Genomic DNA, 14515 nt, shown 5'->3' with positions numbered 1-14515 from the left:
GTGAAGAAGAAAGAAGAAGTTCATAAGATGGCAGAGGCTAACAAGGCATTTGCTCACTACAGATTCTAAGAGGAGGAAAATCCGTTGGCTGGAAGAGAATATCCATTAGAGAGAACCAGAAACATTGGTATTATGGCTCACATCGATGCAGGTAAAACAACCCTGACCGAGCGTATCCTGTACTATACCGGTGTTAACTACAAGATTGGTGATACTCACGAAGGAACTGCTACCATGGACTGGATGGAACAGGAGCAGGAGCGTGGTATCACAATTACTTCAGCTGCTACAACCTGCCACTGGACTCTGGAAGAGAACTGCAAGCCGAAACCGGGCGCTCTTGAGCACCGTATCAACATCATTGATACCCCAGGCCACGTTGACTTTACCGTAGAGGTAGAGCGTTCTCTTCGTGTACTGGACGGCGCTGTCGGCGTGTTCTGTGCAAAAGGTGGTGTAGAGCCTCAGTCTGAGAACGTATGGCGTCAGGCTGATACCTACAACGTACCGCGTATGGCATTCATCAACAAGATGGACATCCTTGGTGCTGACTTCTACAACGCTGTAGATCAGATCAAGACCAGACTTGGTAAAAATGCTATCTGCCTTCAGCTTCCAATTGGTAAGGAAGATGAGTTCAAGGGAATTATCGATCTGTTCGAGATGAAAGCTTACATCTACAACGACGATAAGGGCGATGATATCTCCATCGTTGATATCCCGGAAGATATGAAAGAAGACGCTGAGCTGTATCACACCGAGCTGGTAGAGAAAATCTGCGAGCTGGACGATGAGCTGATGATGCGTTATCTGGATGATGATATCCCGTCTGTTGACGAGATGAAAGCAGTTCTGCGTAAAGCTACCTGCGAGTGTACAGCTGTACCGGTATGCTGCGGTTCTGCATACAGAAACAAAGGTGTTCAGAAACTTCTGGACGCTATTCTTGAGTACATGCCGGCTCCGACCGATATCCCGCCAATCGAGGGTACCGATCTGGACGGAAACCCGATCGTAAGACATTCTTCCGATGACGAGCCGTTCTCCGCACTGGCATTCAAGATTATGACAGACCCATTCGTTGGTAAGCTGGCATACTTCCGTGTGTATTCAGGAACCATGAACTCCGGTTCTTACGTACTGAATGCAACAAAAGATAAAAAAGAGCGTGTTGGACGTATCCTTCAGATGCATGCAAACAAACGTATGGAGCTGGATAAAGTTTACTCCGGTGACATTGCAGCTGCAATCGGATTCAAGTTCACCACAACAGGTGATACCATCTGCGACGAGCAGCATCCGGTAATCCTTGAGTCTATGGAGTTCCCGGAGCCGGTTATCGAGCTGGCTATCGAGCCTAAGACAAAAGCAGGCCAGGGCAAACTGGGCGAGTCCCTTGCAAAACTGGCTGAGGAGGATCCGACCTTCCGTGCACACACCAATCAGGAAACTGGTCAGACCATCATCGCTGGTATGGGTGAGCTGCATCTGGAAATCATCGTTGACCGTCTGCTTCGTGAGTTCAAAGTAGAGGCTAACGTAGGTGCTCCGCAGGTTGCATACAAAGAGACCATTACCAAACCGGCAGACATCGACAGCAAATATGCAAAACAGTCTGGTGGACGTGGACAGTATGGTCACTGTAAAGTTAAATTCGAGCCTATGGATGCAAACGGCGAAGAGATTTACAAATTCGAGTCTACCGTTGTCGGTGGAGCTATTCCGAAAGAGTATATCCCGGCTGTAGGCGAAGGTATCGAAGAGGCTATGAAAGCCGGTATCCTGGGAGGCTTCCCGGTAGTCGGTGTTCATGCAAATGTATACGACGGATCTTATCATGAGGTCGATTCTTCTGAGATGGCATTCCACATTGCTGGTTCTCTGGCATTCAAGGAAGCTATGCAGAAGGGTGCTCCGGTTCTTCTTGAGCCTATCATGAAAGTCGAAGTTTCCACTCCGGAAGATTACATGGGTGATGTTATCGGTGATATCAACTCCCGTCGTGGTCGTATCGAGGGTATGGATGACATCGGCGGCGGAAAGATGATCCGTGGATTCGTACCGCTGGCTGAAATGTTCGGTTACGCAACAGACCTTCGTTCTAAAACTCAGGGACGTGGTAACTACTCCATGTTCTTTGATAAATACGAGCAGGTTCCGAAAAACGTACAGGAAAAAGTTCTGTCTGCAAAAGCAAAATAATGTAAGAAAAATAATCGGGTGTGCAGCTGTCAAAGGCTGCACAGCCTAAAAGTATTATTTTTCTGAGATTTCCCTTGCAAATAAGACGGAAATGCAATATAATCAGACTTAGCAGGTTTACGATTCAGGTGGGTTCCTGCCACCAATTTAGTCTCAAAAAAGCCCACTGGGCGCAATTTTAAGGAGGACATTTTAAAATGGCTAAAGCTAAATTTGAAAGAACAAAACCGCATTGTAACATTGGTACCATCGGCCACGTTGACCATGGTAAAACAACTCTGACCGCAGCTATCACAAAAGTACTTTCTACCAGAGTAGAAGGAAACACTGCTGAGAACTTCGAAGATATCGATAAAGCTCCGGAAGAGAGAGAGCGTGGTATCACAATCTCTACTGCACACGTTGAGTATCAGACAGAGAAAAGACACTATGCACACGTTGACTGCCCAGGCCATGCTGACTATGTAAAGAACATGATCACTGGTGCTGCACAGATGGACGGAGCTATCCTTGTAGTAGCTGCTACAGACGGTGTTATGGCTCAGACAAAAGAGCACATCCTTCTGTCCCGTCAGGTAGGTGTACCTTACATCGTTGTATTCATGAACAAATGCGATATGGTAGACGACGAAGAGCTGCTTGAGCTGGTAGACATGGAGATCCGTGAGCTGCTGAACGAGTATGACTTCCCGGGAGATGACACTCCGATCATCCAGGGTTCTGCTCTGAAAGCTCTGGAAGATCCGGCTGGCCCATGGGGAGATAAAATCATGGAGCTTATGGATGCAGTAGATAGCTGGATCCCGGATCCGCAGCGTGACACTGATAAAGATTTCATCATGCCTGTAGAGGACGTATTCACCATCACTGGTCGTGGTACTGTTGCTACTGGCCGTGTTGAGGCTGGTGTTCTTCATCTGAATGAGGAAGTTGAAATCGCAGGTCTGAAAGAAGAGACCAAGAAAACTGTTGTAACTGGTATCGAGATGTTCCGTAAACTCCTCGATGAGGCTCAGGCTGGTGATAACATCGGTGCTCTGCTTCGTGGTGTTCAGAGAACAGAGATCGAAAGAGGACAGGTTCTGGCTAAACCAGGTACCGTTCACTGCCATACCAAATTTACCGCTCAGGTATACGTTCTGACAAAAGACGAGGGTGGCCGTCATACTCCATTCTTCAACAACTATCGTCCGCAGTTCTACTTCCGTACAACTGACGTAACAGGTGTTATCACTCTTCCGGAAGGAACTGAGATGTGCATGCCTGGCGATAACGTTGAGATGACCATCGAACTGATCCACCCGATCGCTATGGATCAGGGTCTTACCTTCGCTATCCGTGAGGGTGGCCGTACCGTTGGATCAGGCCGTGTTGCTACTCTGATCGACTAATCATCGGTAGACTATTCGAATAAAATATAATTGTATCGAAAGATACTTGTGCTCAAACGTAAGAGACCCCGGCGTCGTAAGGCGACCGGGGTTTTTCTGTTTTTGACCAAAAGAATCTTATTATATATAGCAAGATATGATATAATTTTTATTAGCTGAATTAAAAGAGAAGAAGGGAAAAAAGATGGACTACTTGGAGGCAATTGATGAAACCTCTTATTTATCGGTACCGAATGCGTCAACCTATCGAAAGATTATGCGATGCTTCTACCGGGAATATGAAAAGATGAATTTTCAGCTGTATAAAGAAGACATCTTTGAAATGATAAAGAAAGATCCGCTGTTCGAAACCTATACAATGGATCAGCTTGTACTGGACTTAAATGCCCTGGTAAAATGGAAAAACCTGACGCCGATCCAGGATCCGGGAAGAGTATATACAATAGCGGATTATAAAAACAAACAGTATCAGTATACGATGTCAGAGTATGCAGTGGAAATTGAACGTCTTACGGTACGGCTGGAAAACATCTTTTTAGAATCGGGTAATCTGTCTACCAATTTTTTTGTCCGATTGGAGAAAAGTCTGGATGAAGCATCCATGATGGAGCGTGCTTCACTGAAAGAAGTAAATGAATGGTGGAATCTGCTGCAGGAAGATTTTAAACGGCTGAATCAGAACTATCAGGATTATCTGCGGGACTTTTATTCCGGAAAGACAGAACAGCTGATGAAATCGGTAGAATTTATTGTACACAAAGATAAGTTTATCAAATATCTGACCGATTTCGTGCAGGAAATGCAGCGTCATTCCAGAAAAATTGAACGGATCCTGGTACAGAACATTCCGGTGATTGAGGAAACTGTTCTGGAAAAAGTGGTGCAAAGTGAGCTGGATATTCCACATGCCCAGCTGGAGATTCATGAAAATGCAGAGTCAAGCATTCGTGAAAATGTGCAGGGAAAGTGGAAATCATTAAAAAACTGGTTTGTTGACACGGAAAAAAGAGAGTGTGAATGTAAAAAGGTACTGAAGATTACGAATGACGTCATTCGAAGCATCATACAGAATGCAGCATTGATTGTGCAGATCCAGAACTGGGGAATCAGCAGAAAAGATGATTATAAAAAATTTCTGGAACTGTTTTTGAAATGTGAGGATCTGGAAGAAGCACAGAAATTATCCGCGCATGTTTTCGGTGTGCAGAAAATAGAACACTTTAAAACGATAGAACCGCGGGAAGAGGATGCCATCAATAAGAGTATTTATGAAGAGACGCCGGCGGAATTTCTGCTGAAGCCGCATACCAGAAACTACAGAGAAAAGAAGGACAAACGCGGTTTTTCTGACAAGACAATGGAGAAGATGATACAGAGGGAAGCATATCTGAAGCAGGTGCAGGGACAGAAAGAAATTGTCATGCATTACATTAAAGATCACAAAATTGTCTTTTCGGAAATATCGGAACGTGTGACAGAAGATACAAGAAAAGTATTTTTGCAGTGGATTGCACAGGCGAATATGAATTCACAAAAAAAGGGCAGAACAGAATACGGGCAGGAATACCGGTTAATGCGGGAAAAAGGAACCTGTGTTCTGAAGTGTGAGGATGGCGATCTGACGATGCCATCGTATATTTTGGAGTTTAGATAAAATATGAATGAAGTAAGAACATTGCTGGAAAAGGTCTGGATCTGCAAAGATACAGAGAAAGAAACGTACTACAAAGTAAAACGGGACATTCCTAACTTTCAGAAATTTCTCCGTGAGCAGATGGGATGGAAGCTGATTCACACGGAAAATCTGCTGAAGCTGGAAAAGATACCGGCACATGCGGAAGCGTTTATGGGAATTGAGGAATTTACAGAGATCAGAGATTACTGTATTTTTTGTGTTGTGCTGATGTATCTGGAAGACAAAGAAGAGGAAGAACAGTTCCTGCTTTCCGAACTGATTGATTATGTAGAGACACAGTTAAAAGCATACCTGACGATTGACTGGACCTCTTTTACCCAGAGAAAATCGCTGGTGCGGGTTCTGCAGTATATGGAAAAGCTGCAGATGCTCCGCGTGTACGAGGGAAGAAGTGAGGCTTTTGGAGCAGAGGCCGGACAGGAAGTATTATATGAAAACACCGGCTATTCCAAATATTTTGCAACCAGTTTTCCGACGGACATTTCGCAATATGAATCATGGGAGGACTTTGAAGCAGCAGATTTTGAAGAGGTGCAGGAAAATAGAGGTGCGGCAAGAATTCATCGCGTTTATCGGCAGCTTGTCACATGCCCTGCCATGTATTGGGAAAAAAACAGCGATCCGGATGCCCTGTATCTGAAAAATGAAAGACAGTGGGTTGCAAAATATTTGCGTGAAAATCTGGGTGGAAACCTTGATATTTATAAAAATGCTGCATGCCTGACGCTGGAAGAAGGAGATGTCTACGGAAGTGTGCATCCGAGGGATGCTATGCTGCCAGAGGCAGTTCTGCTGGTATGTGTGGAAATTCAAAAAGAGTTGAAAAAAAGGAAGCTGCAGAAACAGGAAAATGAATGTATTTATATAGAAAAGAATAAATTCATAAAACTGCTGCTTGCCTGCAGAAAAAAATGGAGCGAGGGCTGGAGTAAAGAGTTTCGTGAGATGGAAGAGAAAAAGCTTTGCGAAACCGTGATACAGTACATGAAAAACTGGATGATGATTCGCGTGGAGGGCGAGCAGGTTACGATCCTGCCGGGGACAGGAAGAATGACGGGATTTTATCCGGAAGATTTCAAGACAAAATAGATATCATTTCACTGAAGCAAAAAACGAAGAGAAACACAAAAAATAAAGAGAAGTAAAAATACCGTTGGATTGGAAAACAGGGAGGAACATCAGGGATGAAAGAGCGTTGGAAAATGAGCCGGATTGGATTCGTAAACTTCTGGCTGTATGATGAGGAGGATTTTGCGTTTAACGATGGAAAACTTCTTTTGAGAGGACAGAACGGTTCCGGAAAATCAATCACAACGCAAAGCTTTATTCCATTTGTACTGGACGGTGACCGTACGCCGAGCCGGTTGGATCCATTTGGTTCGAGTGATCGAAAAATGGAATATTATTTTCTGGGAGAAGAAGGAAAAGATGAGTCAACCGGTTATCTTTTTCTTGAGTTTAAAAAAGAAGAAACAGGGGAATATCGAACCATCGGAATCGGCCAGCGGGCCAAACGGGGAAAGCCGATGGATTTCTGGGGCTTTGTGATCCTGGATGGAAAACGTATTGGCTATGATTTCTGGCTTTACAAAGAAGTCGGATCGAGTAAAATTCCCTATGATAAACGAGAATTAAAGAGTGCCCTCGGGGAGGAGAATTTTTATACGGACAGCCAGAGCGAATATAAAAAGCATGTCAACCAGTATATTTTCGGATTTCGAAAAGAGGAGCAGTATGAGCAGTTTATCAAACTTCTTGTAAAGGTGCGTGCGCCAAAACTGTCGAAGGAATTCAAACCGACGAAGGTATATGAAATCCTGAATGATTCTCTCCAGACGCTGACAGATGAAGACTTGCGTGCTATGGTAGAAGCAATGGAGAAAATGGATGAAATCCAGGACAGTCTGGATATGCTGAAGCGGGCATTTGACGATGTGCGGATTATCCGAAATGAATACACACGGTATAATCAGTATATGCTTGCAAGAAAAGCGCAGGCTTATCAGAACAAAAGAAAGGAAGTTTCGGATTTACAGAAAAAGCTGGAAGTGCAGGAACGGAAACTTCAGAATGCAGAACAGGAAAAGGAACAGAAGAGCAGCCGTTCCGCGGAGCTGGAGGAATGTCGGAAACTTGCCGAGACGGAAAAAAATGGTCTTCTGGACATGAATCTGGAAGAAATTGATCAGAAGCTGGAGTATGCAAAGGATCAGAAAAAAGCCGCAGAGGAAAAAGAGCGTTATTGGGAACAGAAGGCGCAGGAATATCAGACCAGAATATGGAACAGCGAGCAGCAGCTTACAGAACTCAAAAGTTTTCTGGAACAAAAACAGCAGAGTCTTCAGGAAATCTGTAAGGAACTGGAAGAAGAACAGGAAATTCTGCAGTGGGAATCGTATGAAAAGGCAATGCAGATCGTGCGGGCAGAGGAGACTGTACAGACAGAAGAGATCGTTCAGAGTCTGTCTGCGCTGAAAAAGACAATTGAAGAAGGCCGCAGAGCGATTCAAAGATACGAGGAGGCAGTGCAAAGGTACGATGAAATTGCAGCCCAGATGGAACGTCTGCGGGCAGAAAAAACAGAAAAAGAACAGAAGCTGGAACAGGCACGGGAATTTATCACGGAAAGTCTGGATAACTGGATCACAGAAATCTTTGAAAAAGAAAAAATGGCAGAAATCTGGAAACCGGATCATACCGTTCTTACAGCAGCAGAACAGAAAATCCGAAATTACCAGACCATCGAGGATGCCAGTGCAGTACAGGAACTGCTGCGAAACGATTATGAACGTCAGAGACAGCATCTGTTAGAAGAGAAAGCGAAGCAGACGCAGGCCTGGAAAGACAGCCGGAGGGAACTTGCACAGGTAGAAGAGGAACAAAAAAAGGTTCAGCAGCAGGAAGAACTGGAACCGGCGCGGACAAAGTCTGCCGAACAGTCCCGGCTTGCCCTGCAGGAAAAAAATATTCTCGCAGTTCCGTTCTATAAGACGGTAGAATTTTCCGAAAACCTGGATTCTGCTGCCTGCGCAAGGCTGGAGGCACAGCTGCAGCAGATGGGACTTTTGGATGCACTTGTGATTTCAGAAGAAGACAGTCGAAAGCTGCGCAAAACCTGTCCGGAGCTTCTGGATACGGTTCTGACCGTCAGAGAAAGCGGAGCTTCTTCTTTTTCCGGACTAAGGGTAAGTGAAACACTTTCCCAGACATTGAAAGAGACTGTTCAGCGGATTTTGAGCAACATTTATGAGGAAGAAAACGGAAAAGGAATCTATCTTGGAAAAGACGGATGGTTCCGTCAGGGTGTACTGACAGGACGGGCGGATAAAGAAGGAGAAGCAGAGTATCTCGGAGTTCTGGCCCGGAAACGACGCAGAGAGCAGAAGCTGCGCGAACTTGCAGAATTACAGAAAGAAATCGAAAACAGAGTACAGGTGACCGGACAAAAGCTGGAAGAGATTGAAAAAAAGCTGGAATTTCTGCAGGATGAATATCAGAAGCTGCCGGATTTCTCGGAGATCAATGCCGCTTTTGCACTGGAAAAAGAGTGCAGACTGACGCTGCAGATAGCAGAAACAGAGTACGGGAGAAAAGAAAAACAGGAAGAGGCATGCCGCGAAGAAAAGAATCAGAGATATCAGAGCATGCTTCAGAATTGTAAAAGTCTGCCGTACGGAAGGACAGAAGAAGCATATGAAGAAGCCGCGGATGCGGCGGAAGCCGTGTATGGCATCTGGCAGGAAATCCGACAGCTTCTGCTGCAAATCATGACGCAGAAAAGCGCGGTTACTGTGAAACAGGAAATAATGGAACGGGATGCAGAGCAGCAGGATGAAGCCTATGTAGAAAAACGGGGCTACAGGATGAAAGTGAGGGAGGCCCAGATCCAGATTGATCAGTTTGAAGAGTACCTGAACAGTCCGGAGATTGTGGAAAAGGCCAACCGATTGAAAAAACTGCAGGAAGAACTGCGAAAGATCAGTGAAGAAAGCAGTCAGTTGGACAGAGAGCTGGCGGTTCTGGAGGCAGAATGTGAACGGATCCGGGCGGAAATGCCGGAGAAAAAAGAAGAGCTGCAGAAAGAGCTTCTGCTGGAGACAAGACTGCGGAACTATTTTGAAGAAGAACTTGATTTAAAACTTTTGATGAACCGGGAAAATAAAACGCTTCCTGAATGTGCGAAAGAAGCAGTCAGATTGCTTCGGGAAAATGATAAAAACCGTGATGCATCCGATGTATTCCAGACATTGATCCGTGTATTTCAGCAGCATAACGGCAGCCTGACCAGCTACGGAACTACGATGGAAAAATGTTTCGGAGCAGAAGACGGATTGACAGAAGAAATGGGGAATCTTCTGCGCAGCCGTGTCCGTATTGTATCAACGTGGAATGGAAAAAAGGTATATCTGGATGAATTCTATACGATTCTGAAGGCAGCGATCGAAGAAACGGAATTGCTGATTCAGAGAAAAGACAGAGAATTATTTGAAGATATCCTGTCCCAGACGATTAGCCAGCAGCTGACCGACCGCATTGCAGAGAGCCGCAAATGGGTACAGGATATGTCGAAACTGATGAAGGAGATGGATACGTCCATGGGTCTTTGTTTTTCGTTGGACTGGAAACCGCGGAAAGCAGAAAATGAGGCAGAACTTGATATCACGGAGCTGGAAGAAATTCTGCTCCGGGACAGAGGACTTCTGACACTGGAGGATATTGAAAAAGTTGCAGCACATTTCCGGAGCAAAATCCGTACAGAAAAAATGCGGCTGGAAGAGGAACAGAGTGTCATCAACTATATGGATCTGGTGCGGGATGCCCTGGATTACCGGAAATGGTTTGAATTCCACATGTATTTCCGGCGCGGCAAGGAGCAGAAGAAACCGCTGACCAATGCTGCCTTTAACCGGTTCAGCGGTGGAGAGAAAGCAATGGCGATGTATGTTCCGCTCTTTGCGGCTGTAAATGCCCAGTATCAGAAAGCGGAGCAAAAAGACCATCCTCGGATGATTGCACTGGACGAGGCATTTGCCGGTGTTGATGACAAAAACATCAGCAGTATGTTTGAACTTGTGGAAAAACTGGACTTTGATTACATCATGAACTCGCAGGCATTGTGGGGATGTTTTGAAACAGTTCATGCGCTGCGAATTGCAGAGCTGCTGCGGCCGCTGAACTCCAAAACAGTTTCGGTGATCTATTATAGCTGGAATGGAAAAGAAAGAGTTTTAGATGAATAACGAAAAAGAATGTGCAGTGTATCTTCAGACGCAGAAGGCATACCACAGAGCCATGGAAGAAATGAGAAAAAAATGGCGTTCCTATGGAAAAGCGGCGGGAAGAATCACACTGAAATATACTTCGGAGGAAGAACGACGTGCGGTCAGCGGAATTACGGGCAAAAGATATTTGAGCGATACCATTTGTTTTTCTTTTGCAGAATTTCAACGTGGTCTGCAGAAAACCAGATTTGCACCGGTTGATATGCAGAAGCTTCTGGAATGCTATTTTCATGAGAAAATGATGACCAACCAGAAGCAGATGGAGCAGGAGCAAAATCAGAAGCAGCAGTTTCTGAAAAAGATCCGGAGCAGCATACAAGAAGAAACAGAACCCGCGTCGATTGCAGCACAATGGCTTTCTGCCATGCTTTCAGAAAAAAAATTTGGCTGGCAGATTGTGATGCGGGAATATGAAAAGAATGTATGGCAGACAGAAAAAATGGTACGGTATGTGTGCCGTGCAGTCAGTCAGCTGGAGCAATGGAAACGAAGTGAGGAAATCGTTCCGCTTGCGGTTGCAGCGGCAGAAATCTCGGGAAATCCACATTATTTTGATCGAAATACAACAGAAGGTTCTTTGTTTACACAGGCACTCTGCTGGTATGAGAAGGCAGAATTGCCGCAGAATACATATCAATGGAGAGAACTGCTGCAGTGCGTGGGAATTGTGCCGGATAACATTTCTTCCCTGGTACATGCGTTTGGAATTCGTTTAAAAAAACAGGAGATATGGCATCCGGCATATGAAGCCTTTTGCCGATGCGGGGAACCGTATGTGCTTACGATGGAAAATCTGAAGGGTATTACAGAAGTACAGCCTGTCGGAACGTGTGTATACATTGTGGAAAACGAAATGGTATTCAGCTATCTTATGGAACAGGTGCAGGGAAAGAAGGTGTCGCTGCTGTGTACGTCGGGACAGCCGCGGTATGCAGCATTAAAACTGATTTCATTGATCGTACAGAGTGGGATTCCCATTTACTACAGTGGAGATCTTGACCCGGATGGAATTGGAATTGCTGACAGACTCTGGCAGCGGTTTGGAAACAGAATCTGCTTCTTTGGAATGTCACCAGAGGATTACCGGAACAGCCTTTCAAAAGAAGCATTTGGAGAGAATGGCAGGAAAAAGCTGGAACATATACGGAATCCTTTGCTAAGAGAGACGGCGGAACTGGTAAGGAAAACAGGAAAAGCGGGATATCAGGAAAATATTTTAAAAGAGCTTTCCGAGAACATTGTCAGAGGTAATCCAAACCAGAATCTGTAAAATACGAATTGTGAATGATGGGAAAAGATAGAACAGAAAGGATTTTATCAGCATGATTACAAAGGCGGACATCAAGCGGGAGACAAATTCCGTATCATATAACCGTGGAAAACAGATCTATGAAGAACAGAAAGTGCATGCTTTTCAGGTACAGGAAATAGAGGAAATTTTTGGATATCAACTGCATAAAATTACAGCTGTCGTAGACGGAAGCGGAAAAAATATGTATTGTGTCAGCGTTTCTGTAGATGAAGAAATGTCTGAATTTAAGGAACCATCGAGGAAAAAATTATCAAGCTTCAGCAGATGAAAAAAGAGCTGGCGGAAGAGATCCTCGCCGGTGATGAAATTAAGACAGCATCCTTTCAGAGAGAGGAACTGCTTGCGCTTTTGGAAGATCGGTTCTGAAACTGCGAAAAGAAGAAAAAGATCTGATGTAAGGACGAAGTGCAGCAATGCAGGAAAATATAAAAGGGATACGTTTCTGTCATGCCCTGAAAACGGGCAGACAGGAAACGTATCCCTTTTTTAGGCGCGCTCTAGCGTAATAGTCTATTCAAAACCAATCTTACAGAAGCTGAATATTCATCACATCCATCACCTCTCGTGTCTCCATCGGCCATACCGAGCACTGTACCTCTCCGATATGCGCTTTGCGCAGGAAAAACATACAGATACGGGACTGTCCGATACCGCCGCCGATTGTCTGCGGGAGAGTGCCGTTCAGAATGGATTTCTGGAAGGGAAGCTTCGCGCGGGACTGGCATCCGCATTCCTTTAACTGGGCGCGGAGAGCATCTGCGTTGACGCGGATTCCCATGGAGGAAAGCTCCAGAGCGATGTCAAGCACTGGATAATAAACGATCAGGTCGCCGTTTAAAGACCAGTCGTCGTAGTCCGGGGAACGTCCGTCCTGACGCTCTCCGGAAGCAAGCACGCCGCCGATCTGCATAATAAAGACAGCACCTTTTTCTTTTGTAATCGTATACTCTCTTTCCTTTGGAGTCAGATCCGGATAGCGATCCTCAAGCTCCTGGGAAGTGATAAAGAAAATTTCATCCGGCAGAATGGTTTCGATGTAGTCGTACTGGTCTGCCATATGTTTTTCTGTGTTTTTCAGCGCCTCATAGATGTCTTTTACGGTACTCTTTAAGAAATCAAGATTGCGTTCTTCCGGGGACATGATTTTTTCCCAGTCCCACTGATCCACGTAAACGGAGTGAATGTTGTCGGTCACCTCGTCCTGGCGGATGGCGTTCATATCGGTGTAGATGCCTTCTCCCTCGGAGAAGCCATATTTGTGAAGTGCATACCGTTTCCATTTTGCAAGAGACTGAACGATCTCTGCGGTTTTTTTGGTACCCTGGTCCTTTAACTCAAAAGAAACCGGGTGTTCTACACCATTCAGATTGTCATTCAAGCCGGTTTCCGGCTGTACAAAAAGCGGAGCTGTTACACGGAGCAGATGCAGACGATGTGTCAGCTCATGCTGGAAATAATCCTTTACTGTTTTAATCGCCACCTGTGTATCGTGGAGGTTTAATGCAGATTTGTAACCCTGCGGAATAATAATTTCTCCCATTACTTTAAAACCCTCTTGTTTTAGATTTGCTTTTCGAATCACGCCTTCTCAAAAAGCTTCAAATTTAGTTTACCATGTTTTCCCTGGAAAGCAAGGAAAAGATACGAAAAAACCAAAGATAGTAAAGAATTTTTTCGATATATTTTCCTTGCTGAATTTCTCCCCGGAAATACGAAATTTTCCGAAAATCAGAGCGCGCATGAAAAAGGCGGAATTATTCGGAAACCCACTGACGAAGAAACGCTGCGGACTGTTTGATGAACGATAACTGATCCGGCGCGTCGAAATGCTCGATGGCGAGATAACCGTCGTAATCGTGCGCTTCTAAATCCGTAAGAAGCCTTGCCATCGGCAGATATCCCGTTCCGGCCGGTGTCTGGCCAAGGCCGCGGCAGAAACGTCCGTGAACGAGTGGGCTTTCGGCACGATCCTTACAGTGAACATGGACAATATAATCCTTCAGAAGCCAGGCAGCATACGAAACATCCTCATCGCTGAAAGCAAAATTTCCGATATCAAGCGTATACCGCAGCCCCGGCACGTGCTCCATAAACCAGAGCAGTGGATATGTGCGTGCAAACGGCTGTAAAAAACCGTCAAAGTCCTCTAAGGTAATCGTAACGCCACGCAAAGCCGCATATTCGGCGAGTGAGGAAAGCGCATGTACGATATTTTGCACCGACTTGTTTTCGGCCATAAAAGTACACGTTGCCTCATGGGTGCTGCTGCAGGCTGCAAGCTCTGCCGCTTCGGCAGTTTCAAGCGCGCCTGCAACAAACAGGACACGCGAAACCTGCTGCGATGCCGCAGTATCGAGCATCTGCTGTGCTCTGCCAAGATCCGCATCATGGGAAAAATCAAAGGTTTCATGCATACAGCTGATCACCAGCCCCGCATCGGAAAGCATCGGGGCAATGACCTCTTTTTCTGATGCAAACAGACTGTAGTTCATCTCAACAGCCGAAATTCCCTGCTCCCTGCAGAACGCGAGCACTTCCGGAATCGTCTTACCGGACTGCTCACACGCCTGTAGAATGTGTTCGTAAAAAACGGAAAGTTTTCTCATCTATCATTTCCTCCTGTCTCCTGTAA

General features: G+C 45.4%; 9 protein-coding genes and 1 pseudogene. 8 read left to right on the top strand and 2 right to left on the bottom strand.

From position 1 onward, the window contains the following. The 8 genes and pseudogenes from ACY2VW_RS08380 to ACY2VW_RS08345 all read left to right on the top strand — a co-directional run. Positions 1 to 69, top strand: a pseudogene (locus ACY2VW_RS08380) (30S ribosomal protein S7); the annotation flags it as partial. A gap of 15 nt (positions 70 to 84) precedes the next feature. After that, positions 85 to 2202 carry an elongation factor G gene (gene fusA / locus ACY2VW_RS08375; RefSeq protein ID WP_461877746.1) on the top strand — a complete coding sequence of 706 codons (2118 nt, stop codon included), beginning with the start codon at positions 85 to 87 and terminating at the stop codon, positions 2200 to 2202. 197 nt (positions 2203 to 2399) lie between these two features. Next, positions 2400 to 3593, top strand: coding sequence for an elongation factor Tu (gene tuf, locus ACY2VW_RS08370; protein ID WP_022463261.1), 1194 nt, complete (start codon positions 2400 to 2402; stop codon positions 3591 to 3593). Positions 3594 to 3777: 184 nt separating this feature from the next. Then, positions 3778 to 5247, top strand: coding sequence for a TIGR02677 family protein (locus ACY2VW_RS08365; protein ID WP_461877745.1), 1470 nt, complete (start codon positions 3778 to 3780; stop codon positions 5245 to 5247). Between the two features lie 3 nt (positions 5248 to 5250). Continuing rightward, positions 5251 to 6378, top strand: a complete 1128-nt coding sequence (locus tag ACY2VW_RS08360) for a TIGR02678 family protein (protein ID WP_461877744.1) — start codon at positions 5251 to 5253, stop codon at positions 6376 to 6378. Positions 6379 to 6473: 95 nt separating this feature from the next. Continuing rightward, positions 6474 to 10529, top strand: a complete 4056-nt coding sequence (locus tag ACY2VW_RS08355; protein WP_461877743.1) for a TIGR02680 family protein — start codon at positions 6474 to 6476, stop codon at positions 10527 to 10529. After that, entirely contained in the window at positions 10522 to 11841 is a 1320-nt protein-coding gene (locus ACY2VW_RS08350; protein WP_461877742.1) for a TIGR02679 domain-containing protein, read from the top strand. The genes ACY2VW_RS08355 and ACY2VW_RS08350 overlap by 8 nt, the downstream gene beginning before the upstream one ends. Before the next feature lie 52 nt (positions 11842 to 11893). Then, positions 11894 to 12151: a hypothetical protein gene (locus ACY2VW_RS08345; RefSeq protein ID WP_461877741.1), complete on the top strand. Its 258-nt coding sequence runs from the start codon at positions 11894 to 11896 to the stop codon at positions 12149 to 12151. Positions 12152 to 12409: 258 nt separating this feature from the next. On the opposite strand, the gene asnA is transcribed toward ACY2VW_RS08345, so the two are convergent. Continuing rightward, positions 12410 to 13423: an aspartate--ammonia ligase gene (gene asnA, locus ACY2VW_RS08340; RefSeq protein ID WP_022463264.1), complete on the bottom strand. Its 1014-nt coding sequence runs from the start codon at positions 13421 to 13423 to the stop codon at positions 12410 to 12412. A gap of 214 nt (positions 13424 to 13637) precedes the next feature. Further along, on the bottom strand, positions 13638 to 14489 hold the full coding sequence (locus tag ACY2VW_RS08335) for a sugar phosphate isomerase/epimerase family protein (protein ID WP_461877740.1): 852 nt from the start codon (positions 14487 to 14489) through the stop codon (positions 13638 to 13640). Positions 14490 to 14515: the final 26 nt, after the last annotated feature.

The organism is Fusicatenibacter sp. (assembly GCF_977045365.1).
The sequence above is the reverse complement of the archived record's forward strand: the minus strand, read 5'-3'. Positions and strand labels throughout refer to the sequence as shown.

What these genes read in the sequence shown, in the direction of transcription:
- ACY2VW_RS08355 (WP_461877743.1), top strand. Translation starts at nt 6,474, where the DNA reads ATGAAAGAGCGTTGGAAAATGAGCCGGATTGGATTCGTAAACTTCTGG.
- ACY2VW_RS08335 (WP_461877740.1), bottom strand. Translation starts at nt 14,489, where the DNA reads ATGAGAAAACTTTCCGTTTTTTACGAACACATTCTACAGGCGTGTGAG.
- ACY2VW_RS08365 (WP_461877745.1), top strand. Translation starts at nt 3,778, where the DNA reads ATGGACTACTTGGAGGCAATTGATGAAACCTCTTATTTATCGGTACCG.
- ACY2VW_RS08345 (WP_461877741.1), top strand. Translation starts at nt 11,894, where the DNA reads ATGATTACAAAGGCGGACATCAAGCGGGAGACAAATTCCGTATCATAT.
- ACY2VW_RS08350 (WP_461877742.1), top strand. Translation starts at nt 10,522, where the DNA reads ATGAATAACGAAAAAGAATGTGCAGTGTATCTTCAGACGCAGAAGGCA.
- tuf (WP_022463261.1), top strand. Translation starts at nt 2,400, where the DNA reads ATGGCTAAAGCTAAATTTGAAAGAACAAAACCGCATTGTAACATTGGT.
- ACY2VW_RS08360 (WP_461877744.1), top strand. Translation starts at nt 5,251, where the DNA reads ATGAATGAAGTAAGAACATTGCTGGAAAAGGTCTGGATCTGCAAAGAT.
- asnA (WP_022463264.1), bottom strand. Translation starts at nt 13,423, where the DNA reads ATGGGAGAAATTATTATTCCGCAGGGTTACAAATCTGCATTAAACCTC.